Here is a 23,936-nt window from a genome sequence, read left to right on the forward strand (position 1 = left end):
TTTAAGACAAATCATTTAAATTTTTAATTACAGGACTTTCTTTTACTTTGTTGTGCTTTGAATTATTAAAAAACTTAACAATTTCCCACCAACCAGTAGACGTGGCACCGAGTATGCAGGCTAGTATAGCGGTTTTAAAATTCAGAGTCACAGTTTTAAAAATAGGGTGAGCGGCTGGAATATACACTATGGAAAATAACATTACTAAGGCTAAACTATTAATATAAAATCTAGCTTTACTACCTTTTTCCTTAAAAATGCTAATTAGATATTTAGTGTTAGATCTATTAACTAAGACTAGAATTACATTTCCAACTATCAAGACCATTAGTGAAAAAGTTCTTGCAAAGTCAGCGCTTAAACCTGAATCTACCATATAGTGAAAAGGCAAAAATGATGCTAAAAACATTGTTGTACCCTGGAGTAGGACTTTTTTTGTTAAGCCTTTTGTAAGTAGTGGCTCTTCTGGCGAGCGTGGTGGCTGCTCCATTATATAATCTTCTGCTGGTTCACCTTCGAAAACTATAGAGCAAGTTGGATCTAAAATTAGCTCTAAAAGCACAATATGAACGGGTAGTAATATTTGCGGTAAATTAAAAATAGGTGAAAATAATGCTAAGGTCATAATAGGAATATGAATTATCATTATATATACCATAGCTTTACGAATGTTATCAAAAACCCTTCTTCCATCTTCTATGGAGTGAACTATAGTTGTGAAATTATCGTCCATTAGAATCATATCCGCAGCTTCTTTCGCAACCTCTGTTCCTCTTTTTCCCATTGCAATTCCTATATTAGCATTTTTTAGTGCGGGGGCGTCATTTACCCCATCGCCAGTCATTGCAACGATTTCACCGTTTTTTTTAAGTGCCTTAACTATCTTCATTTTATGTTCTGGAATTACTCTTGAAAAAATATCACAATGCTTCACTGCGTCGCTAAGTTCATCTCCTGTCATAGCATCAATTTCATCTCCAGTAATTGCACAATTATTAGATTTAAGACCTATTTCATTGCCTATAGCCATAGCTGTTTTACAATAATCTCCTGTTATCATCATTACTCTTACGCCAGCTTTTTTACATACATTTATAGCATCCTCTACCCCTTTTTTAGGTGGATCCTGAAGTCCGATTAATCCCTTAAAACATAAACTATACTGTTCTAAACTATCATTAAGGGTAGAAGTTACTAGGTCAGCTAAAGCAAGAACTCTTAATCCTTTGTTAGCCATACCATCTATAATATCTAAAATTTGTGTTTCTTCATTTTGGGTTAAATTACATAAGGGTAGTATAGTTTCTGGGGAACCTTTAGCTGCTACATAATAGCTATCATTTTCTTTGTAGATATTTGCCATTCTTTTAGTTTTAGAATCAAAAGCAAATTTTTTAGATAGCTCAAGCTTGTAAAGCTTAGTTATGTCTACTTTATTTTTGCCAGCAGCTACTATAGCTTTCTCCATAGGGTCATAGGGATCTTTTTCACAAGCTAAAACTAGAAGTTTAGCTAAATCTTTATCCTGCATTTTATTAGGGTCTATAAATCCATTGCTATATATAGTTTTTGCGCACATTACATTTTGCGTTATTGTTCCTGTTTTATCTACGCAAAGCACTGTGGTAGAACCTAAAGTTTCCACTGCAGGTATGCTACGAATTAAGGTATTCTTTTTAGCTAGTCTAAAAGCGCCTAGGGATAAGAATATTGTAAGCACTACTGGAAATTCCTCTGGTATAATGGCCATAGCCAAGGTTATACCTGCAAGGATGCTCTTAACAAACTCACCGGTGTGCATATAGGAAAAACCTATTACCAAAATGCATAGAATAAAACCGGCAATAGCTAGGGTTTTTACTAAATAATTTACTTTTTTCTGAAGTGGGGAAAGTTCCTGTTTTGTTTCACTTATTGCTTTCCCTATTTTCCCATACTCAGTTTCAAAGCCTATTGTTTTTACTCTAGCAGTACATTTTCCGAAATTAGACAGTGTACCAGCATATAAATAATCCTGTTTAAAATAGTCTTTTGAGGAATCTATAGTTCCAACTACTACCTTGTATACAGGTTCACTCTCTCCAGTAAGGGAAGATTCATCCACGGAGAAATTTGATTCCTCTATAACTTCACAATCTGCAGGAATACGGTTTCCCTCGGATAAAAAAATTATATCAGAAGGCACGAGTTCAGAGCTTTTGATTATCTGTTTTTTACCATTTCTCATTGCCGTAACATGAGGCGCAGTCAAATCTTTTAGCGAATCTATAGTTTTTTCGGTTTTCCACTCCTGAACGAAAGTTATGGTGGCAACAAAAATAACAAATATAAGCATTATACTACCTTCGCCAGGTTCACCTAATACAAAATATAAGGTAGCGGCTCCCGCGAGTAATAAAAACATAGGCTCTTTGAATACACTTAAAAACTTTAGTATAGGGTTAGACTTTTTAGTTTTTATAAGCTCATTAAAACCATATTCCGCTCTAAGGGATTCTACTTGTTCATTGTTCAGACCATTTAATAAATTATTTTCCATTTATTACACCTCGTTATCAATTAATAATTAGTACATTAATTATTATATGCTACAAACATAGAAATGTTAAGCAATTTTTAAAAATAATTATATGAATAATATTATCAATTGATAATTAAAAATAGATATTAATGGGAATTAATTGTAAATAATATGCATTGATATATGATAATAATTATTAAATGAATGGAATTGATGTATAAGAATTAAATATTCTATAACAGATGCGAATATACTCGTGTATAACACGGCTAAGAATAAGGGTGCCAAATTTGGCACCCTTATTTTAAATGTATTAAGTAAAAATTAATATTTTTATCTCCCCATCCTAAATCCCAAGGCACATGATATCTATCAATGGTGTGTGTGTTAACAAGAGGGTATCCATGAGAGTCAAAACCTGTAACTATAGCAAAATGATCTATATCACTACCTTTGGCATAACAAATAAGATCTCCTATATCTAGTTTTTGCATTGCTCCACAGGGATAGCCAGGAAGGGGAGAAATTAACTGGTTAAATGTCCCTTTACCCAGTAGCTTCCCTCTGCCACTATAAAGTAAATAATTTTTAAAGGCATCAGCATTAACCCATGCTGAGCTTCCGTCAGCTCCACCATATTTTTTATAAGTACATTGCCAAATACTATCAAATCGTAGTCCGCCACCTTCACTATCTCCAATTGATTGAGAAACATAATTAGTGCAATTGCCCCCATTGCCGGTATAGTTTGTGTATTTTTTATTATATTTTGTTGAATTTCCACTTGCCCAGGGTATTCCACAGTATTTATCCGCATATTTAACCGCACTTATTTTGTCATATCCACCTTTTGGAACAACATTTACCTCAGATGATATTTTAGGACAATTACCTAGGTTATAAATAGCTTTTTTGTCAGCAGCAAGTTTAAAGTTTTTTAACTCTCCCACATAGGATTTCAAAGCATCTTCAAAACAATCTAAATACCAATCGGAATAAATTATCCATTTTTCGTCTTTTTTAATTAGCTCCATGGAGTGTGTTAATCCTACACCAAAAACATTTGTAGTAGGGGTTATATCATTTTTGTAACTATACTCGAATTTATAATATTCGTCCACCAATAAGCTGAGGCCTCTTTTGGTTGTAGTTACTTTTCTAACGTTAGGAGTAGATTCAACTTTTGTAAAATTCATGCCTCTTTGACTTGACCAATCATTAAAATAATTTAATCTTTTAACTTCATGCCCTAAGCTCCACTTTCCAAGTTTTTGAGAAGAATCATAATAACTAGGCAGATTAGTAAGATCTTTAGTAATAAACATGGAACAACGATCATTATAAATATTTCTTATCACCTGTGTAATTTCAGTTTTATCAGGAGGCAATAAAGCCATTGTAGGAATAGTTATATTTTTATTTGTGTAAAAATCATTGAATTTATAAAAAAACAAATTCAATAGTAAAACAAAAGACAAAATAACAGTAAAAATGCCAGCTTTGCAAATGTGTTTTTTCATGAATTTATACACCTCCGAATTAATTGAAACAAAAAATAAGCACTAAGTTAGTATTCCACATTAATAAGATTTATTGCAAAAATAAATTATAAATTAATTTCAAATGTTGGAAAATTGTTCATCAAAATCAATTTTATTAATATACTTAATAATGGTAATTAATTTTGTGAGGTAGCTTATGTATGGCGAATAAATATACAACTAATGAAGTTCTCAATACCTCCTTGCCTGTAGTTGCGGAGATAACAATATATACTTTAATGTCTATTTTCGATTTAATGATGATCGGGAAATATGGCGGGAATATAGCAGTAAGTGCAGTGGGGATAAGTAATAGTTTAACAAATGCATTTATAGGTATATTTATTTTTGGGGGAGTTTGTATAAGTATTGTTTCATTAGTGTCTAGACTAGTAGGTGCAAAGCAGTATAAAATTGCTGAAAAATTTGCGGTAATAGGATTTATTTTAGGTGCTAGTATTTGTTTAATTATTACAGTTTTATTTTTTTATTTTGGAAAAGAACTCCTTTATATACTTGGAGCTAGGAATGAAATTTTACAAATAGGATATTCATTTATAAGAATTAATTCTATAGCCTTATTCTTTTGTATGAATATGCGGCTTTTAAATTCTGTTCTAATAGGATACGGAAACACTTTTATACCATTCATATGTTCTTTAATTGTATTTTCATTTAAAATATTTTTCAATTATTTGTTTATTTTTGGTGTTATGTTTAAGGTGAGGGGTATAGAAGGAGCTGCTATAGCTTCTACAATTGCTTATTCATGTGGTTTTGTTTTTTCTTTTTACAATACTATTATTAAGGCAAAAATCAATTTCAAAACTATTTTTAATTTCAAGATTTCGAATAGTGATATTAAAAAAATATTAAGATTAGCTATTCCTTGTTCATTGGAAGAAGCAACCTTTAGCATTAGCAAATTGATATGTGTTGCTATTATAATTAAATCTGGCAGTATTTCCTTTGCAGCTGATGAAATAGCTAATATGATAGAGGGAATTTCAGTTATGCCTGGTATTGGATTTGGTATGGCGGTTATTACTTTAGTAGGACATAATATAGGGAAAAGGGATTATAAAAAAGCAAAGTCGGCTACTTTTAATTGTGCTTTTTATGCTTTATTTATGATGAGTATATTCGCAATGATATTTTTGTTTATGCCAAATATTTTGGTGAATTTTTTTGTTAGTGAAAAAGAAAAAAAAGTTGCTTATTTAGCTGGGAGGTGTCTTGCTATAGGAGCAGCGGAGCAACCGTTTATAGGGATATCCCTAGTCTTTGCAGGTGCATTAAAAGGCTTAGGAGACGTTAAGAGTCCCTTTTTAATTTCTTGTTTTACAAGTTGGGTTATAAGATTACCATTAACATACTATTTTATACATCTTTTAAAGTATCCAGTTACAGCAGTATGGTGGATTACAACGCTACAATGGGCAATAGATGCATTACTTATGTTTATATTTTTTAAATATAAATTTAATAAATTATCAAAAAATCAATAGGGATTTAGGTAATTTAATTTCTTACATAAAAGGTTCTCTAAAATTTTCTTTGATTTTCTTAATACTAATCCATGATTTTTCAGGTGCATTGCATTAATTTCCACTTGTTATATAGGCTACTTTTGATAATAATAAATTATAAGGTTATGTACTTAAACGTAACAATATATTTTTAACGACATTTCAGAAGGAAGTCTCCTACTTCTATAAGTGGGAGTCCTGTATTTATAACAAAGAGAAAACTTCAGTGGGGATCTAAATCTCCTTCTGAAGTCGTTAATATTGCAGCTTCGCAGAAGATGATTTAATTAAATTTAAGAAGGAGAAAACATGAAAAAGAAAGGTTCAACTAGGTTTATAGTTTTATTAATTGGGTTATTTTATATAATTGTTAATTGTTGTTTATTAGGTAATCAAAAAACATTAGCATACTCTAATTTAAGTAAAGACGAGGAAAAAGTAATATATTTAACCTTTGATGATGGACCTAGTGTCCTGACAGATAAAGTGTTAGATATACTTGACGAAAATCATGTAAAAGCTACTTTTTTTCTTATAGGAAATCAAATTAAAGGTCAAGAATCGGTGGTAAAAAGAATATATGATGAAGGCCATAGTATGGGGCTACATACTTATACTCATACATATAAGAAAATATATTCTAGTAGAAAAGCATTTATAGATGAGATGCTACAAACTCAGGATGAAATTAATTCCCTAACGGGAATTAAACCAACAATAATAAGATTCCCTTTTGGCAGTAGAAAACATTTAAATGGGCCTTTTTTAGAACAACTTCATAGTTGTAATTTTAAAATATACGATTGGAATGCTATTATGTCTGATGGAGTAAATTTTAGAACTCCTACAGAGCAGTTGTATAGAGAAGCTACGAAAACTACAATCACAGAGCATCCTATAATATTGCTTATGCATTGTGACTATATGCATAAAAATACTTGTAAAGTACTACCTAGAGTAATAAAGTTCTATAAGGATAATGGATATGAATTTAAAATTATTAATGATGCAACGCCAGAGCATTACTTTCCTATTAGAAAGTAATAAAAGACTAATTGCAAAATCTGCAATTAGTCTTTTATATTATAGTCAAAGATTAATTATGACTTTCTAAGTCGTGAATAAGATTAGTTTTAGCTTTAATAATACTAGACAATGATATATATGCTTTGGAGGTTGTACCATTGCTATTTGTAATCAATCTTCCTTGTATGTCAAGAAATAAGGCTAATATTTCTTTTTCAGAATTAATAGAAAAACTCAGGAATTCTTTAGGCGTTGTAGCGTCAGTAGAATATACTCTTAAATTAAATTGACTTATTAAAAATGAAATTTTATCATATATTGCAAAGTCAATTTTTTCAGTTTCATCATCAGTGATTTCTTTTTTTAGTTTTTGGTAGTAAACAACAATTTTATCTACGTTGTAAGCTAAAACCTTAGATAATACCTTTACAGCAGGAGGGAGATTGGGTTGCTTACTAATTTCTGTGTAAAGAATTTCTCGTTTATATGCAATGGCTATAGCTTTATCTATAATGTCTATAATGTCGTATCCCAAAACAAAATAACCCCCTTTTAAGATTGCGTGGTGGATAACAATTATATTTCCTAAAGTTGTAAAATTTAAATATCACTAATTTTTCAAGCTTAACTGTTTTGATGATTTATTCAAGATACTGTAATTGTACTATAACATAAGAGGAAAAACTACGGAGAGGTTGAAATTAAATTAATATATTTTACACCATTTTCTGGACCTTTTGGGCCCCGGAATCGTATTTTTGCAAAAAAAAGACTGCTACACTAATTTCTTAGTGCAGCAGTCTCTTTGTATTAGAAATTTATTTTTTTTATATAGTGACAATTAACGTCGATATGGTTTAAGAACAACAATAATCTTTCATAAAGTGGTTGAACTTTATCACCATACTTTGATTCTAGACTTTCTCCAATATCTTTTACAGTTTTCTTGCCATCTATCTGTAAAAATACACAACTTCCGTATTCGTCTAAAGAAATCTTTTTATACTCTGGAATTCTGAATTTAAGTTTTCTAAAGAACTTTTGGAACTTATGATCTTGTTTTTCAAGTATAGTCACAATATTGTCTTTATCTACTTCATATTCTAAATTGTCAGGGAGTTTATATATTATATTTAAAACCTCTTCGTTATTAGTCAGCATTTTTTACCTTACTTTTTACTATAGGCATTATAGTAGCTATTATTAGAACTACTAATATTATAATTGCCATTCCATTAGAAGCAGTAAATCCACTTGGTGCATTATCCTTAAAAAACTTTAATCGAAGTATTATACCTATAAGTCCTATTATAGACCCACCTGCAACAAGTCCAGAAGATAAACTTATACCGTTAGAAACTTTAGCTTCTTTTTCTTTTTCAGATTTAGAAGTTTTTTCTATAAATAAACGAACTAATGCACCTATTAATATTATAGAAGTTGTAGCTATTGGTAAATAGAATCCTATAGCCACTGTCATTACAGGAAGTTTTAATAAGAATAAAACAACTCCCATAGCAGCACCAACGATGATCATAACCCAAGGTAATTTACCTGACATTATACCAGCAGTTAATGTTGACATTAAGTTAGCTTGAGGTAGTGCAAATGGAACCTTATCACCAGTTATTGCAAGTTGGCTTGAAAGTAATAATATAGTACCAATAACTACTATAACACCAACTATACCAGATATAGCAAAGTACTTATCCATTTCATTTTTGTTACCACCTACAATGAAAGTAACCTTTTGTGATTGAGCGTAACCTCCAGCCACAGATATAGCGGTAACTATAAATGTACCAAATAAAAGTAATGATTTGTTGTTTCCAGGATTTTTCCATCCCATTGCAACAAATAATAATGTTACAACAACTATAGAAGCTATAGTCATACCGGATACAGGAAGGTTTGAAGTTCCTATAGTACCAGTTAAACGACCAGAAACTATAACAAATAGTAATGATAAGAATAATGATAAAATAGAAGCAAATATAGCCATTGCTATATTACCACCAGATACCACGAAACCACTTATGAAACATACTACTACTCCACCAAATAACATTAGGGTTCCAACAGATGAGCCACTACCACTATTTGAATCCTTAGCATTCATAGTTTCTTTTATGGAAGATATTATAGTAGGTATAAGTTTTATAGCACCTATTAAACCACCAGAAAGCATCATACCAGCACCGATATATTTTACATAACTACCAGCGATATGTTTAACTTGCATAGCGTTTATAGCAACACTCGGATTATTCCATACAGTTGCACCATCTCTTCCAAGGGTTGAGAAGTAACCTATTAAAGGCATAATACCGAAGTTAGATAATAAAGAACCAGCAAACATAGCTACAGAAACCTCTAAACCAACTATGAATCCTATACCTAATAATAGAGGGTTAACTTCAACTTCAAATTTCCACTTGTAGAAAGTTTCGTTTACATAACTTATAACGTTATTAGCTACATTCAAAAATGAACTGGTTACAACAGTTATAATACCACCTATTCCGAAACCTATTCCCATGAACTTCATTGATTCTCCAGCACCTTCTGAAGCGACAAGTGTTTCAGATATAGCCATTGACTCAGGGTACATTAATTTACCGTGTTCTTCAATCATTAAGTAATTGTAAACAAGAGAAGCTCCTCCAATACCGAATAAAACTCCACCTACACCAACAACAAAACCTTCTAAGAAAGTAACTTTAGCACCTATTAAAAGAATTGCTGGTAAAACGAATATTATACCACTAGCAACAGATTCTCCACCGCTTGCCATACCTTGAACTAAGTTTTTGCCAAGGATACCTTTTTGTTTAGCAAATGCAGCTATAAATGCGGAACCTATTATAGAACCTGGTATACCAGCGGCAACTGTAAGCCCTGATTTCATACCTGAATAGGCAGTTGATGCTGAAAATATTACAGCTAAAATAATACCGATTATTAGTACGGCAACGTTTCCACCAGATTTAGAACCACTTGAAACGTAGGGAACGTAGTCTTTACCAGCTACGCCACCATATGCATTTTTTGATAACTTATTATCCATAAGTCATACCTCCTTTTGTATTTTATAATTACAATTATAACACGATTTAGACATAAAACGATTTTTCTCAATTTTGCGAATAAAGGAATTTACCTATTTAGTAATTTGCAATAGTTCCAATAAATATACAATTTATTACCTATACATTTTTAGAATTATTCAGCGTTTCAAATAAAGCAGGATTTAAATTTGAAACCCTCGGAGATGTCATAGGCTATCTTCGCAATAAAAAATGGGTTAATATTATATATTTACCTTAGAACATAATGTTGTTATTGATCCATTCTTAGTTATAGGATTTAAAAAGAAAAGAGTACAAATGATTTTTAATGAATATAAAAATGTTACTCCTAAGAATTGAAGATATTCAGAAGGGGATTTAAGGAAAAAAGAAGAGGTCTATGAAAGATTTATGGACATAAAATAAAGGCCAGCTATTGCTGACCTTTTTATCTATTTTTTACTCTGTGTAATTTGAAAGTGTATCAGTAGCTGTCTGTAATGCGGATTGCACAGCATTAAGAGTATTCTGAATTTGTTGTCTGTTTTCTTCCTTTTCTACTGTGCTTATGGCTTCAGTAAGACTAGTTCTTGAAGTTTGAAGTTTGTGATATACATCTTCAACGTGTTGTCTTGCATTCTTTTCCATGATAATTCCTCCTTTAATCTTTAATAATACGCTTATAGTATTTGAACTTAACTTAAAAAAATACTTGAATATTAAAATTTATATAGTCTATAAAATTAAGCTGGAATTAAGGTTAGCTAAATAATAACTTAAACTCCGACAGTTAATATAAGTACATAAGGTAATTGAGAGGAAAAATTAAAATGAAAAAAATATTTAAATCTTTAATAGCGGGAATATTAATGGGGTTTAATGATAAGAAAGTACAAGCTAAATAATAACTTAAGGGATAGAAAGATTAGAGCGGGGGTATGGAAGTATGAGTAATTATATTGTAGAGACTAAGGACTTAATAAAAAGCTTTAAGAATTTTAAAGCGGTAAATGGTATAGATTTAAAAGTTAAAGAAGGAACGATTTATGGATTCTTAGGACCAAATGGAGCAGGGAAATCTACTACTATAAGAATGTTATTAGGACTTATTAAAGCAACTTCCGGTGAAGTAATGGTTTTTGGGAAAAATATTAAAGGTAAGCGGGAGGAAATTTTAAGAGATATTGGTGCTTTAGTTGAAACGCCTTCTTATTATGAATATTTAACCTCTTATGAAAACTTAGAAATAACTAGAGTGGTTTTAAAGCTTAATAAAACAGAGATTGATAGGGTGCTAGCTCTTGTGGGTTTATCTGAAGTTAGAAATAAGAAAGTAAAGGAATTTTCATTAGGTATGAAGCAGAGATTAGGAATAGCACAGGCTTTAATGGGAAATCCAAAGCTCATAATAATATTTGGCTTCAAGTTTTAGATAGCTCTAATAAAGAGGTTTATAAGATCAATAAGCCAAAGGAGATTCCAATGGAGTATTTGGCAGGGGAGCTTGTAGACTATACTCTTAATGGATGGAAAATGCCAAAACCTTCTACTATTTATTCGCAGGTATTTAATAAGAATGGACAAAGGTACAGTTTAATTGTAGGATTTCCAGTAGGGAAAATGTATAGACTTCCACTTTCATTAACGCAGGAGAGTATTATATTTTATATTGCACTTATAATTTTAACGTTTATTTTAACTATATTAGTTGGTTATTTATTTAGCAGAAAGCTAGCAACTCCTATAGCAGATATTATAGATAATATTAAAAATCTATCACAGGGTAAATTTAATGTTAAAAACGTTAAAAGAATAGGGGTTTACAATGAGGTAAATAAAAACATTAATAAATTGGCTGTGAATTTAGAAGAAAATCAGAAGGAGCGAACAAATCTTGAGAACGCAAAGGAAGCGTGGATTGCAAATATTGCACATGATTTAAAGACTCCACTATCATCAGTTAATGGATATGCCCAGCTTTTATTAAGTGAGGATTATCAGTTAGATGATGGTGATGTTAAAAGATATGGAGAAATCATTATAAACAAAACAGAGTATATTCAAGAATTAATTAACGATCTTGCGCTAATATATAAATTCAAAAATAAAGTAATTCCACTTAAGATAGAAAGAGAAAACATAATTGAGGTTGTACGAGAAACAGTAATTGATATTTTGAATAATCCACTTTATTGTGATAGAAATATTAATATTGATTATGATTTAGAGAAAATATATGTAAATTGCGATAAAAAATATATAAAAAGAGCATTAAATAACTTTCTATTTAATGCATTAGTTCATAATCCTAAAGACACTATAGTTGATATAAATATAAGTGAAAAATCAGGGGTGATAATAGAAATTAAGGATAATGGAAATGGAATTACGCAGGAAGATTTAAAATCTCTGTTTCATAGATATTATAGAGCTACAAACACAGGTGAAAGCCACAAGGGATCTGGTCTTGGAATGGCTATAAGCAAAGAAATTATTGAAATTCATAGCGGCGAGATAGAGGTATTTAGCAAGGTTTCAGAAGGAACAAAGATAATAATAAGGTTATAAAAAATATTTTGAAAATATACTTGTAAAATATAGAAAGTATGCTATAATTTACTTTAATGTGAGAGTGTATCTAGGGTTCCGGTTTGAAAAAATGTCTGGTCCGAGCGATACAGGATGATATCTACACTTTTAGGGAAAAAGCCTGAAGGACGAGTCTCAATCTAGAGATTTGTTTTTGGGGCTTTATTTTTTTTAAAAAAAAGGAGATGTTAAAAAATGAGCATAATAAAAGTTGATAATCTTTATAAAACTTTTAAAGTATGTCATTTAATGAGGTGAGAATATGATAAATAAAAAATCAATTGAAGAGGTTGGAAAAAGCAAATATAAGGAGTTTACTATACCTTTATATGATAGTTATTGTTTTTCTAATATTTTTGGAAGTATAAAACACTTATTTGATATTCCTTCAAATAAAAAATTACCTAAGGATACTCTAGGAAATTCAAAGGATTCAATCAGTAAGATAGTTTTCTTTCTTGTGGATGCTTTTGGCTGGTGTTTTTATGAGAAATACAAGAAGTCTTCTAGCTTCCTACGCGAAATAGAAAAAGGCGGGATTGTTTCAAAGTTAACTTCGCAGTTTCCGTCTACTACAACAGCTCATGTAACCACGGCTTTAAGTGGAGAACCCGTATATGAACACGGTCTCTATGAGTGGTTCTATTATGAGCCAGAAGCCGATGATATTATAACAGCCTTCTTATTTAAAGAAGCAAGAAAAAAGGGTATAGAAACTTTAAAGAATAGAAATATAGAGCCTAAAAGCTTTTTACCTGAAAAAAGTTTTTTTAAAAATTTATTAGAAAATGGAATTAAAAGCACTGTTTATCAGCCATGCTTTATAAATGATAGTACTTATTCGAGTATAATGTGTAAAGATGCAACAGTGAAAGGGTATCATGAATATGAAGATTTATTTGAATCGCTATCAGTGGATTTAACAAAAAATAATGACAAAGAGTACTATTACGTAAACTTTCATTTATAGGAGTCCATGGTGGGGCAAGTAAAAATGAGATGGAGATACCACTGTTATTTTATAGATTTTAGCAGTCACGGTTACTGGTCATTTTATGATAGAATGCTAAAAATTACTTGATTAATGTACTTAAAGTATGGTAGAATAACTTTGTAAAATTGAATATGTAAAAATAGGTTTAATAGGTATTTAATATCTGTTAATTAAAAGGGAAGTGGGTTTTAATCCCACGCGGTCCCGCCGCTGTAATAGAGGAGTTCTTGCATTATGCCACTGGGAAACTGGGAAGGTTGCAGGAATGTTGATACTTAAGCCAGAAGACCTGCCTATTCTAATATACTGAGAACTCTACGAGCGATAGGGGTGGTAAATGTTTGAAAAATACTTTTTTGAATTTACAGCTTTTTAACTATTGTTAAAAGGCTATTTTTTTGCGAAAAATAATTTGATTTATAGGAGGTAAAAATGAAGATAGCTATTGGAGTATGTGAAAAAATAAATGGAATATGTACAACCATGGGATGTTTTAAAGCTTTAAACAATAAAGAGAAACATTTCAGTATGTATGGAAATGAAAAATTAGAGCTTATGTCCTTTTTCACCTGTGATGCTTGCTCAAATAATTCTGCTGAAAATTTGATGAATATTGCTGGGAAATTAGAGAAGGAAGGGGTTAAAAAACTTCACCTTGGTGTTTGTATTGTTAAATGCGAAACGCAAAGAACTAAGGAAATAAAGGAGATATTTGAGAAATATCATATAGAAGTAGTAGAAGGTACTCATTAAATCATCATCTGCGGTGATGTAATATTAATAAATGTATCATAGTATATAAGAGATACACAAAGGAGAGAAAATTCAAATGAAAAAGATAATAAGTATAATTTTAGCAGGGTTTATGGTATTTGGAACAACTGGATGTGGAAATAAAGATGCAGCAACTGCAGCAAAAGCAGAAACTAAAGTAGAAAATAGTAGCAAACAGTCCTCACATTATCCTGTTACAATTACAACATATAATTATGCTAAAAAGCCTGTTAAAATTACTTTTAAAAAATCACCAGAGAAGGTTGTTGCAGTATATCAGAATTCAATAGAAACATTACTGGCATTAGGATTGCAGGATAAAATAATTGCAGCATCCGGCTTAGATCATGACGTTAAAGATGAATATAAAAGTGCTTTTAGCAAAGTAAAGTATTATGAAAAAAAACTAATAAAAGAAGAGGTCATTGGATTGCAACCTGATTTCATATTGGGCTGGTATTCTCTATTTGGTGAAAAAAATCTTGGGGATGTAGGGTTTTGGCATGAAAGAGGTGTAAATACATATATGGCGCAAAATAGTAGTGTTGTTAAACCAGATAGTTTGCAAAATGAATATGATGATATTTTAAACATGGGTAAAATTTTCAATGTAGAAGATAAAGCAAGTGAGATAGTTAACAATATGAAAAAGGAAATTGAAAGAACAAAGGCTTTGGTTAAAGGAAAACAAGCTGTTAAAGCAGTAATTTTGGAAGTGGAAAAAGACGGCGTATATAGGATTTATGGAGAAGATAGTATTGGTGGCGATATTGCAAAAGGCGTTGGAGCAAATTTAGTAGCAAATAAAGATGGTAAAATAGGAAATGAAGATTTGATAAAGCTTAATCCTGAGGTAATTTTCACTGTTTATTACGGCAAAGAAATTGATAAAGAAGCTGCATTAAAAAGCATTATGAATAATGCCGGACTTTCAAGCATTTCAGCAATAAAGTCAAAACGGGTTCATCCTATAATGCTAGGTGAAGTTTATGCTAGTGGTATTAGAACCTTAGATGGTATAAAAACAATTGCTAAAGGATTATATCCTGAATTATATGGAAACAAGTAAAAATGAAAAGAATTTATAAAAGTAATACACAAAGTGCTTTGCTCAATGGAACACCTATTTATATAGGTGTTTCCGTTGTGCTTGTAATTATCTTGATTTTTTCTATTTTAGTAACTGTAACAATGGGTTCTGTCCATATTTCTATAAAAGATGTATATGAAATCATAGGGTACAAGCTACTTAATATTGGTGATGGGAAGATTTTGGGAAGTGGGCCTGCTTATGATATTGTTTGGTTTATAAGGCTTCCAAGAATTGTTTTAGCAGTTTCTGTAGGTATAGGTCTTTCAGTATCCGGAGTCATTATGCAGGCAATTGTGAAAAACCCCTTAGCAGATCCATATATATTAGGAATTTCTTCAGGAGCATCCCTAGGGGCTACCTTAGCGATTTTGCTTGGTGTTGGTGTTTTTTTTGGAAGCAATTATGTAGGGATCTGTGCTTTTTTAGGAGCATTTGCAATATCAATACTTGTATTAACCCTTGCAAATGTAAATGGAAGAGCTAATTCCACAAAGCTTTTGCTTTCGGGTATGGCATTAAGTAGTGTTTGCTCAGCATTTTCAAGCTTTATTGTGTACCTTGCTAATGATAAAGATGGTATGCAGAGTATAATATATTGGCTTATGGGAAGCCTTGCAGGTGCAAACTGGCAAAATATAAGAATAATTCTTCCCGTTGTAATAGTAGCTACATTATTTTTTATTACTCAATATAGAACTCTTAATTTGATGTTACTTGGTGATGAAGTTTCTATAACTTTAGGTACAGACCTTCAAAAATATAGACAAGTTTATCTCATAATCACATCCGTTGTAATTGGATTCATAGTATATGCATCAGGGGTGATTGGATTTGTGGGACTTATCATCCCTCATCTTGTACGAATGATATTCGGAACAGATCATAAGAGGATTATTCTACTATCCGCATTAGTAGGAGCTATATTTTTAGTTTGGGCAGATGTTTTATCTAGAATTATAATACCAGGAAGTGAACTTCCAATAGGAATATTAATTTCTATGATAGGTGCTCCAAGTTTTATATATCTTATGGTAAGTAAATCCTATGGATTTGGAGGGGATGCTTAATGGAGCTAAAGACAATAGACGTAGAAGCTTATTTAGGTGGGAGCCATATTTTGAAAGGCTTAAGTATTCATGCAAAGGAAAAAGAATTTGTAGGAATTATAGGACCGAATGGCAGTGGTAAAAGTACGCTTTTAAAATGTGTGTACCGAATCTTGCAGCCGTCTACAGGAGCCGTATTTTTAGATGATAAAAATATTAAGGGTTTTTCTATGAAAGAAAGTGCAAAAAAAATGGCTGTGGTGTCTCAACATAATAATTATAATTTTGATTTTACTGTTTCCGACATGGTTCTAATGGGAAGAGCACCACATAAAAAGTTTATAGAAAAAGATAATGCACAGGATTATAAAATCATGAAAGAATCTTTAGAAAAAGTAGGTATGACAGATTATTCTAAACGAAGCTTTTCAAGCCTATCAGGTGGAGAAAAGCAAAGAATAATTCTTGCAAGGGCTTTAGCACAAAAAACGGAATGTCTTATTCTAGATGAACCTACAAATCATCTAGATATAAAGTATCAACTTCAGTTTATGGCTATTATAAAAGAGCTGGGGGTCACAGTTATATCTGCTATTCATGATTTAAATATTGCTGCCTTATATTGTGATAAAATTTATGCAATGAAAGCAGGTAAAATTCTTAAGTTTGGAACTCCAAAGGAGGTTCTAACGGAAGAATTAATAAAATCTTTGTACGAGGTTGATGCTAAAGTTATGGAAGATGAAGAAAATGGGTTTTTAAATATAATTTATAAACCCTATCATGTAAAATAATAGGATGTAAGACATTATGTAGACCAGCAAATTAATTTGCTGGTCTGTATTGTTTTAGTATTACATTTTATAATATGTTATTATGTGAGTAATTGCTAAAATATTAAGATAAAGGAGAGTTTGGAAAATGAAAATACTATTTGTTGAGGATGATAAAATAATTGCATCGGGACTTTGCTACTCTCTGACGCAGGAGGGATATTTTGTAACCCACTGCTTGAATGTGGAGTCAGCAAAAACTACGATAGGTGATAATAGCTTTGATCTTGCAATACTTGATTTATCCCTTCCAGATGGAAGTGGCTACGATATTTGTAAAATAATTAAGGCAAAAGAAGATATGCCAGTAATATTTTTAACGGCAATAGATGATGAGGTAAATGTAGTTATGGGTCTTGATATGGGGGCAGATGATTATATAACAAAGCCATTTCGTATAAGAGAATTTCTATCCCGGATTAAATCTGTACTCCGTAGATATGACAAGACAGAATTCACAAAAACACTGTTTGAATTTAGTGGTATAAAAATAGACACAACGAAGGCAAAAGTGTATAAAGGAGAGCAGGAAGTTATATTAACATCTCTTGAATACCGACTACTTCTAATCTTTGCAAATAATCAGAGGCAAGTTCTTAATCGTAATCAGCTTTTAGAAGGGCTATGGGATTTTGCAGGGGACTTTGTAAATGACAATACTTTAACTGTATATATTAAACGTTTGCGTGAAAAGATTGAGGATGACAGCAAAAATCCAACAATCATAAAAACAATTCGTGGAATTGGATATAAGGGTGGCGACTAATATGTTACGAAACAAAGAAATAAAAATATATTTAACTCTTTTGGTTTCAATTTCACTAATGGGATCTGTTGCCTGCTTTTTCGTTAATATAATTGCAGGAATTATAGTACTTTCAGCTTTACTTTTAGTGATTGTTATATCTTTCATTTTTACTAAGTGGAGATATAAGCAATTAGACCAATTATCTGAGTATCTAAGGAGAATTACAAGTGGCGAGTATTCCCTTGATATTAGAGATAATGATGAGGGCGAGCTTAGTATACTTAAAAGTGAAATATATAAAGTAACAGTAAGCCTACATGAACAGGCTGAGCTATTAAAGAAAGACAAGCTTTTTCTTGCGGATTCAATTTCTGATATTTCCCATCAACTTAAAACTCCAATAACTTCAATGTTTGTTATGACAGAACTTATATGTGATGAAAGCCTACCCCAGGATAAACGCCAGGAATTCACCCAAAATATTCGGTCACAACTTGAAAGACTTAAGTGGCTTGTTGCGTCACTACTAAAGTTATCTAAGCTTGATGCAGGTACAATTGAGTTAAAAAAAGAGAATGTAAATGTGCGAGAGCTTATCAGTAGGGCTACTCAGCATCTGCTAATTCCTATGGAAATCAAAGAGCAAATCCTTGAAATTAGCGGTGATGATAATGCTAAATTTATTGGTGATTTTAATTGGTCATCTGAGGCTACTTCAAATATCATAAAAAATTGTATTGAGCATACACCTTGTGGTGGGAAGATAGTTATTGATTTTTGCGAAACAACAATATATACAATGATTAAAATAGTTGATAGCGGTGGAGGCATCAATAAGGAGGATTTGCCATATATATTTAATAGATTTTATAAGGGCAAAAATGCAGACAATAACAGTATAGGTATTGGGCTTGCCATGACAAAAAGTATTTTGCAAAAACAAGGTGCCATAATTGAAGTTACCAGTGAAAAAGGTAAAGGAACACAGTTTACTATAAAGATTTATAAAAGTGTTGTGTGACAAAATAGTCACACAAATAGTCACTGCAAAGTCATATTAGGGAGATATACTAAGGTTATAAACTAATAGAGGAGTGAGCAGAAATGGAGATATTAAGAGTAGAAAATCTGTCTAAAATATACGGCAGGGGTGAATCAGCCGTAAAGGCTCTAGATAATGTTTCGTTTTCAGTGAATAAAGGGGAATTTGTTGCAATTATTGGACCATCAGGGTCAGGCAAATCAACACTTTTGCATATATTAGGTGGCGTGGACACCCCAACTACTGGCAAGGTTTTTGTAGAGAATATTGACATTTATGCTCTTGACGAAACAAAGCTTGCTATATTTAGACGCAGGCAAATCGGTCTTATATATCAATTTTATAATTTAATACCAGTTTTGAATGTGGAAGAAAACATTACCCTGCCGCTATTACTGGATGGCCAAAAGATAAAAGAAGGGCAACTAGATGAGATAATAAGCACACTGGGCCTTGTAGATAGATTAAACCATTTGCCTAATCAGCTTTCAGGGGGCCAACAGCAACGTGTATCAATAGGAAGAGCACTTATTAGTAAACCGGCGCTTGTACTTGCAGATGAGCCTACGGGGAACCTTGATAGGAAAAACAGTGGGGAAATAATAGAACTTTTAAAGTTGTCAAATAAAAAATACCATCAGACTTTAATAATAATCACTCATGATGAACGCATTGCTTTGCAGGCGGACCGAATAATTTCAATTGAAGACGGTCATATTGAAAGGGATGAGGTGATTCGTAGATGAATATTATAAATTCTTTGACCCTTCGTCATATGAAACTAAATAAAAAACGTACTATTGTTACTATTATTGGTGTTATATTATCAGTTTCAATGATAACAGCCATACCTACCTCTGTGATGTCTTTCATTAGTATGATGCAGCGAAATACCATAGAGGATACAGGGGATTGGCATGTACGGTATAATAATTTAAGCAGTAAAAACATTAATGTAGTGATGAATGATAAAAATACGGGGAGAGTAGCACTAAGCAGGAATATAGGATATGCAAAGCTTGAAGGCTCTAAAAATAAGAATAAGCCCTATATTTTTATAGAAGAATATGATGAGCAGGGCATGGAAAGCTTTAATTTAAATTTAGTTAAGGGCCATTTCCCTAAAAACTCAAATGAAATAGTTATATCTTCTCATATTTCAGAAAATGCTGGAGTGGCATATAAGGTTGGTGACATTCTTAAATTGGATGTTGGAAAGCGTTATGAAGATGGAAATAAGGTAGCCCTTGGACAAGATTACAGCTTTGAAAAGCAAAGCAAAGATAAAAAAGGTGAAAAATTCATTACAAAATCTAAAAAAGAATATACTGTAACAGGAATTATAAGTAGACCCAATTTTGAACCCTACTGGTCACCGGGCTATACAGTGATATCTTATCTTGATAAAAAGCAGCTTACTCCTAATGATACTGTTAATATGTTGGTAGTTTGGAAAAATGTTAGCAAAAAGGTAAATACAGAGGCAAATGAGCTTTCGGAAAGAGTAGGTGTTTCTAGTGATAGTAAAATCTATAATAGTGAGCTTTTAAGGTACTATGGAATTATTAATGATGATGTACTCTTAACGCTATATGCTCTTGCAGGTATAATGATAACTATTATAATTATAGGTTCCGTAGCGCTTATATATAATTCCTTTGCAATTTCAATCTCGGAGCGTAGCCGTCATTTAGGAATGATTGCAAGTGTAGGCGCAACAAAAAAGCAAAAAAGTAAATCTGTATTTTTTGAAGGTTTTGTTGTTGGTGTTATTGGTATCCCTATAGGTGTATTTTTGGGTACGGTAGCAATGGGTATAACCTTTAAGCTTGTGCAGCCACTAATAGAAGGCTTCAGAGCAGGCCTTAAACTAAAGCTTGTAATATCTCCAGGCGCAATAGTAGTTGCTATATTACTTTCTATTATTACTATTTTAATATCAGCTTACATTCCCGCAAAACGTGCCTCGAAGATATCCCCTGTTGATGCACTTCGTCAATCACGAGACATAAAGCTCACCAGTAGAACTCTAAAAACATCTAAACTGACAAGACTTATATTTGGATTTGAAGCAGAACTTGGGCTTAAAAACTTAAAGCGCAATAGTCGTAGATATAAATCTACCGTATTTTCCCTGGTTATTAGTATTGTCTTGTTTTTATCAGTTTCATCCCTATCCTTGCTGTCTCAAAAATCAGCAGAAAGTGCAGTTAATAATACGACCTATGATATTAATTTGTATGTAACATCCTCCGCCACATCACAAGAGAAAAAGGATTTTTATAAGGCAATATCAAAAATGAAATATATGGATGAAAGTATTATCCAAGAAACTGTGAATGAGATTGTAGTAGATGTTAAAAGTAGTTTAATTCCAGATGAAATTAAAGCAATTATTTCACCAAATAATAAAAAAGAAAAGGCTAAAACCTATGAAACACATTTTCAGATAAAATCTATTGATGAGGCAGCACTTAAAAGATATGCTAAAGAAACCGGAACTGATCTTACTGGTTTAAAAGATATTGTAAATCCATCTGGCATACTCATTAACAATGTGTCTATGAAAGTAAATAATAAATATCTGCGTATGAATCGCTTTAATATTAAGCCAGGAGAAAAATTGAAACTTACGTATCCTGTTAATAAGTCTAATAAATATAGTGTTTTGCTAGAAGTAGCAGCCATTGCAGATAAGACGCCTATTGGTGAGACCATGTTAACTAACATAAAAGAACCTATGATTATAGTATCAGAGCAGGTATATGCTAGTATAAAAGGGAAGCTTCCAAAAATATCTGAGAGTAACAATTTGGATATGCTTATTAAAAGTTCTAATCATTTAAAGCTTGTGGAAAGCATCAAGGAATATCAAAATAAGACCTCAATTGCAAGGGTAGATATTATTGATTTTGCAATGCAAAATAAACAAGGAAGGCAAATGTGGATTTTTATCCAGGTGTTTTTATACGGATTTATAGCAATTGTTACTGCTATTTGCGTAGCCAATATTTTTAATACCATAGCAACTAGCATATCCCTACGTAGACGGGAATTTGCAATGCTTAAATCTGTTGGAATGACACCAAAGAGTTTCAATAAAATGATTAATTACGAAAGTTGCTTTTATGGAATGAAGGGATTGCTCTACGGACTTCCCATTAGTTTTGGAATGATGTATTTGATTTACAGGGTTTTGAGCCACTCATTCGATGCTGAATTTGCTGTTCCATGGGGTAGTGTTATTGTGACTATAATTGCTGTATTTGCAACTGTCCGTTCAACGATGCTATATGCAACTTCAAAGATTAAGAAAGAAAATATTATTGATGTATTGAAAACAGAAAATATATAGTAAATACGTCCTGGTTTGGCATTTTGTAATATTATTACCATTAATCAAAGGCAAGCTAGGCATATTATCATATATCTGTTATAATAGAGAAAAATATCTGAATTTTCTGAAAAAATACAGACAAAATACAGTCTAATGCTGAAACACTTTTATTCAATGAAAAGAAAAAGCAAATATTTAGACGATTAACAGTATAAAAGCCAGTATTTACAGCAAGAGGGGGATTATTATGAAAATTCAATTCTACGGAGCAGCAAAAACTGTTACAGGTTCATGCCATATTTTACAGATAAATGGAAAGACTGTTTTGCTTGATTGTGGTTTATATCAGGGCAGAGGTGAAAAGGAATTTAAAAATGATAAATTTGATTTTAATCCTGAAGCGATAGATTATCTTATTTTATCACACGCTCATATAGATCATAGTGGAAGAATACCGCTACTTTATAAGATGGGCTTTAAGGGAAAAATTTTCTCCACTGAAGCAACAATGGATTTATGCAGCATTATGCTTCCAGACAGTGGGCACATTCATGAATCTGAGGCTGAGTGGAAAAATAGAAAAAGAGCACGTCAGGGTTTAAAACCTATAGAACCGCTATATACATCTAAATTGGCTGAGCTGTCTCTTTCTCTTTTTAGAGCATTTCCCTATAATGAGATGATAGAGGTTTTTGATGGATTAAAGATAAGATTTAGAGATGCGGGGCATCTGTTGGGTTCTGCTATTATTGAATTGTATATGACGGAAAAATATCAAGAAGAAGTAAAACTAGTGTATAGTGGTGATTTGGGCAATATAAATAAGCCAATTATAAAAGATCCAACCATCATAAATTATGCGGATTACTTGATAATAGAGACAACTTACGGAAATAGGGTCCATCCTGAGATCAAAGAAAATTTAAAGGAGTTATTAAAAATAATTAAAGAGACCTTTGCAAGAGGCGGAAATGTTATCATCCCTTCATTTGCAGTGGGTAGGACGCAGGAGATTTTATATGAATTAAATAAATATGTAGAAAATGAAGATTTGAAGGATATTAAAGTTTATATCGATAGTCCTTTGGCTATTCAAGCAACAAGGATATTTGAAAGTCATAATGAGGATTATGATGAAGAGGCCAAAAAACTTGTAACTAAGGGAGAGTATCCATTTAGATTTGATGGCTTGAGATTCTCAATTTCTGCAAATGATTCATCAGAGATAAATAAAATTCAAAGTGGGGTAATAGTTATTTCTGCAAGTGGTATGTGTGAAGCAGGTAGAATAAAACATCACCTTAAGCACAATTTGTGGAGAAAAGAATCATCAATTGTTTTTGTAGGATATCAAGCAGTAGGTACATTGGGACGAAGTATACTAGAGGGTGCAAAAGAAGTTAAGATATTCGGAGAACCTATTGCTGTTAAAGCTCATATTTATAACCTAGAGGGATTATCAGGGCATGCTGATAAAAATGGGTTATTAAATTGGATAGATAGCTTTATGGAAAAACCAAAGGAAATTTTGCTTGTTCATGGAGATGCAGAAGCACAAGAGAGCTTTCAACAGTTATTGGACTCTAAGGGCTACAACTCTAGAATAGTTGAAAGTGGAGAGGAATTCTATATCAACAAGAAAGTTGATAAAAATGATGAAAATCTAAGGGATAGATTGATAAAACAGATTAAATCAATAAATAATATTGAAAGGTTAGAAAAGGGGGAATTGCTTGGTATTATAGAAGAGTTTATTTACGACGAAGAGGAATCTAAATAAAATTTCTTCCAATAT

Annotated in this window: 20 protein-coding genes and 1 riboswitch; of the genes, 14 read left to right on the forward strand and 6 right to left on the reverse strand. The window is 31.8% G+C overall.

What is annotated here, in order from left to right; translation table 11 throughout:
- Position 1: 1 nt before the first annotated feature.
- Both G9F71_RS06120 and G9F71_RS06125 read right to left on the reverse strand, forming a co-directional pair.
- Entirely contained in the window at positions 2–2,539 is a 2,538-nt protein-coding gene (locus G9F71_RS06120; protein ID WP_164949940.1) for a cation-translocating P-type ATPase, read from the reverse strand.
- 281 nt (positions 2,540–2,820) lie between these two features.
- Positions 2,821–4,041, reverse strand: a complete 1,221-nt coding sequence (locus G9F71_RS06125; RefSeq protein ID WP_164949939.1) for an amidase domain-containing protein — start codon at positions 4,039–4,041, stop codon at positions 2,821–2,823.
- 182 nt (positions 4,042–4,223) lie between these two features.
- On the opposite strand from G9F71_RS06125, the gene G9F71_RS06130 reads away from it, so the two are divergent.
- Together G9F71_RS06130 and G9F71_RS06135 are read left to right on the forward strand one after the other, a co-directional pair.
- Complete coding sequence (locus G9F71_RS06130) at positions 4,224–5,570, forward strand: MATE family efflux transporter (RefSeq protein WP_164949938.1); 1,347 nt, start codon at positions 4,224–4,226, stop codon at positions 5,568–5,570.
- 330 nt (positions 5,571–5,900) lie between these two features.
- Positions 5,901–6,635: a polysaccharide deacetylase family protein gene (locus G9F71_RS06135; protein WP_164949937.1), complete on the forward strand. Its 735-nt coding sequence runs from the start codon at positions 5,901–5,903 to the stop codon at positions 6,633–6,635.
- A gap of 52 nt (positions 6,636–6,687) precedes the next feature.
- On the opposite strand, the gene G9F71_RS06140 is transcribed toward G9F71_RS06135, so the two are convergent.
- The 4 genes from G9F71_RS06140 to G9F71_RS06155 all read right to left on the reverse strand — a co-directional run bounded on the left by G9F71_RS06140 (position 6,688) and on the right by G9F71_RS06155 (position 10,333).
- Positions 6,688–7,152 carry a hypothetical protein gene (locus tag G9F71_RS06140; protein WP_164949936.1) on the reverse strand — a complete coding sequence of 155 codons (465 nt, stop codon included), beginning with the start codon at positions 7,150–7,152 and terminating at the stop codon, positions 6,688–6,690.
- Between the two features lie 275 nt (positions 7,153–7,427).
- The gene (locus G9F71_RS06145) at positions 7,428–7,778 is read right to left on the reverse strand and encodes a PqqD family peptide modification chaperone (RefSeq protein WP_164949935.1); all 351 of its coding nucleotides are present in this window, start codon (positions 7,776–7,778) and stop codon (positions 7,428–7,430) included.
- Positions 7,768–9,684, reverse strand: coding sequence for an OPT family oligopeptide transporter (locus G9F71_RS06150; RefSeq protein WP_164949934.1), 1,917 nt, complete (start codon positions 9,682–9,684; stop codon positions 7,768–7,770). The genes G9F71_RS06145 and G9F71_RS06150 overlap by 11 nt, the downstream gene beginning before the upstream one ends.
- Positions 9,685–10,144: 460 nt before the next feature.
- Positions 10,145–10,333: an EscE/YscE/SsaE family type III secretion system needle protein co-chaperone gene (locus tag G9F71_RS06155; protein ID WP_125002086.1), complete on the reverse strand. Its 189-nt coding sequence runs from the start codon at positions 10,331–10,333 to the stop codon at positions 10,145–10,147.
- 298 nt (positions 10,334–10,631) lie between these two features.
- Between G9F71_RS06155 and G9F71_RS06160 the strand changes: the two genes are divergently transcribed.
- The 12 genes from G9F71_RS06160 to G9F71_RS06215 all read left to right on the forward strand — a co-directional run bounded on the left by G9F71_RS06160 (position 10,632) and on the right by G9F71_RS06215 (position 23,921).
- Positions 10,632–11,117, forward strand: a complete 486-nt coding sequence (locus G9F71_RS06160) for an ABC transporter ATP-binding protein (protein ID WP_164949933.1) — start codon at positions 10,632–10,634, stop codon at positions 11,115–11,117.
- Between the two features lie 50 nt (positions 11,118–11,167).
- On the forward strand, positions 11,168–12,253 hold the full coding sequence (locus G9F71_RS06165) for a sensor histidine kinase (protein ID WP_164949932.1): 1,086 nt from the start codon (positions 11,168–11,170) through the stop codon (positions 12,251–12,253).
- Positions 12,254–12,536: 283 nt separating this feature from the next.
- The gene (locus G9F71_RS06170) at positions 12,537–13,244 is read left to right on the forward strand and encodes an alkaline phosphatase family protein (RefSeq protein WP_164949931.1); all 708 of its coding nucleotides are present in this window, start codon (positions 12,537–12,539) and stop codon (positions 13,242–13,244) included.
- 157 nt (positions 13,245–13,401) lie between these two features.
- A riboswitch (cobalamin riboswitch) is annotated at positions 13,402–13,580 on the forward strand.
- A 120-nt stretch (positions 13,581–13,700) separates the two neighbouring features.
- Positions 13,701–14,021: a CGGC domain-containing protein gene (locus G9F71_RS06175; RefSeq protein WP_125002104.1), complete on the forward strand. Its 321-nt coding sequence runs from the start codon at positions 13,701–13,703 to the stop codon at positions 14,019–14,021.
- Positions 14,022–14,097: 76 nt separating this feature from the next.
- The gene (locus tag G9F71_RS06180) at positions 14,098–15,111 is read left to right on the forward strand and encodes an ABC transporter substrate-binding protein (protein ID WP_202017937.1); all 1,014 of its coding nucleotides are present in this window, start codon (positions 14,098–14,100) and stop codon (positions 15,109–15,111) included.
- A 2-nt stretch (positions 15,112–15,113) separates the two neighbouring features.
- Entirely contained in the window at positions 15,114–16,202 is a 1,089-nt protein-coding gene (locus tag G9F71_RS06185; RefSeq protein ID WP_187353480.1) for a FecCD family ABC transporter permease, read from the forward strand.
- On the forward strand, positions 16,202–16,975 hold the full coding sequence (locus G9F71_RS06190) for an ABC transporter ATP-binding protein (RefSeq protein WP_164949930.1): 774 nt from the start codon (positions 16,202–16,204) through the stop codon (positions 16,973–16,975). Before G9F71_RS06185 ends, G9F71_RS06190 begins: the two co-directional genes overlap by 1 nt.
- A gap of 127 nt (positions 16,976–17,102) precedes the next feature.
- Positions 17,103–17,780, forward strand: a complete 678-nt coding sequence (locus G9F71_RS06195) for a response regulator transcription factor (RefSeq protein ID WP_164949929.1) — start codon at positions 17,103–17,105, stop codon at positions 17,778–17,780.
- Between the two features lies 1 nt (position 17,781).
- A complete protein-coding gene (locus G9F71_RS06200) occupies positions 17,782–18,783 on the forward strand; it encodes a sensor histidine kinase (protein WP_164949928.1) in 1,002 nt (333 codons plus the stop codon).
- 83 nt (positions 18,784–18,866) lie between these two features.
- Positions 18,867–19,550 carry an ABC transporter ATP-binding protein gene (locus G9F71_RS06205; protein ID WP_164949927.1) on the forward strand — a complete coding sequence of 228 codons (684 nt, stop codon included), beginning with the start codon at positions 18,867–18,869 and terminating at the stop codon, positions 19,548–19,550.
- The gene (locus G9F71_RS06210; RefSeq protein ID WP_164949926.1) at positions 19,547–22,159 is read left to right on the forward strand and encodes an ABC transporter permease; all 2,613 of its coding nucleotides are present in this window, start codon (positions 19,547–19,549) and stop codon (positions 22,157–22,159) included. The genes G9F71_RS06205 and G9F71_RS06210 overlap by 4 nt, the downstream gene beginning before the upstream one ends.
- A gap of 229 nt (positions 22,160–22,388) precedes the next feature.
- Entirely contained in the window at positions 22,389–23,921 is a 1,533-nt protein-coding gene (locus G9F71_RS06215) for an MBL fold metallo-hydrolase RNA specificity domain-containing protein (protein ID WP_164949925.1), read from the forward strand.
- The last annotated feature ends 15 nt before the right edge of the window (positions 23,922–23,936 follow it).

This window comes from Clostridium sp. FP2 (assembly GCF_011065955.2).
In the GTDB taxonomy this organism is placed as follows: domain Bacteria; phylum Bacillota; class Clostridia; order Clostridiales; family Clostridiaceae; genus Clostridium_AD; species Clostridium_AD tagluense.

Bases quoted from the DNA above. Each gene is read 5' to 3' on its own strand.
- G9F71_RS06155 (WP_125002086.1), bottom strand. From the start codon at position 10,333: ATGGAAAAGAATGCAAGACAACACGTTGAAGATGTATATCACAAACTT.
- G9F71_RS06200 (WP_164949928.1), top strand. From the start codon at position 17,782: ATGTTACGAAACAAAGAAATAAAAATATATTTAACTCTTTTGGTTTCA.
- G9F71_RS06135 (WP_164949937.1), top strand. From the start codon at position 5,901: ATGAAAAAGAAAGGTTCAACTAGGTTTATAGTTTTATTAATTGGGTTA.
- G9F71_RS06195 (WP_164949929.1), top strand. From the start codon at position 17,103: ATGAAAATACTATTTGTTGAGGATGATAAAATAATTGCATCGGGACTT.
- G9F71_RS06170 (WP_164949931.1), top strand. From the start codon at position 12,537: ATGATAAATAAAAAATCAATTGAAGAGGTTGGAAAAAGCAAATATAAG.
- G9F71_RS06185 (WP_187353480.1), top strand. From the start codon at position 15,114: ATGAAAAGAATTTATAAAAGTAATACACAAAGTGCTTTGCTCAATGGA.
- G9F71_RS06180 (WP_202017937.1), top strand. From the start codon at position 14,098: ATGAAAAAGATAATAAGTATAATTTTAGCAGGGTTTATGGTATTTGGA.
- G9F71_RS06150 (WP_164949934.1), bottom strand. From the start codon at position 9,684: ATGGATAATAAGTTATCAAAAAATGCATATGGTGGCGTAGCTGGTAAA.
- G9F71_RS06190 (WP_164949930.1), top strand. From the start codon at position 16,202: ATGGAGCTAAAGACAATAGACGTAGAAGCTTATTTAGGTGGGAGCCAT.
- G9F71_RS06205 (WP_164949927.1), top strand. From the start codon at position 18,867: ATGGAGATATTAAGAGTAGAAAATCTGTCTAAAATATACGGCAGGGGT.
- G9F71_RS06130 (WP_164949938.1), top strand. From the start codon at position 4,224: ATGGCGAATAAATATACAACTAATGAAGTTCTCAATACCTCCTTGCCT.
- G9F71_RS06210 (WP_164949926.1), top strand. From the start codon at position 19,547: ATGAATATTATAAATTCTTTGACCCTTCGTCATATGAAACTAAATAAA.
- G9F71_RS06165 (WP_164949932.1), top strand. From the start codon at position 11,168: ATGGAGTATTTGGCAGGGGAGCTTGTAGACTATACTCTTAATGGATGG.
- G9F71_RS06175 (WP_125002104.1), top strand. From the start codon at position 13,701: ATGAAGATAGCTATTGGAGTATGTGAAAAAATAAATGGAATATGTACA.
- G9F71_RS06160 (WP_164949933.1), top strand. From the start codon at position 10,632: ATGAGTAATTATATTGTAGAGACTAAGGACTTAATAAAAAGCTTTAAG.
- G9F71_RS06120 (WP_164949940.1), bottom strand. From the start codon at position 2,539: ATGGAAAATAATTTATTAAATGGTCTGAACAATGAACAAGTAGAATCC.
- G9F71_RS06145 (WP_164949935.1), bottom strand. From the start codon at position 7,778: ATGCTGACTAATAACGAAGAGGTTTTAAATATAATATATAAACTCCCT.
- G9F71_RS06215 (WP_164949925.1), top strand. From the start codon at position 22,389: ATGAAAATTCAATTCTACGGAGCAGCAAAAACTGTTACAGGTTCATGC.
- G9F71_RS06125 (WP_164949939.1), bottom strand. From the start codon at position 4,041: ATGAAAAAACACATTTGCAAAGCTGGCATTTTTACTGTTATTTTGTCT.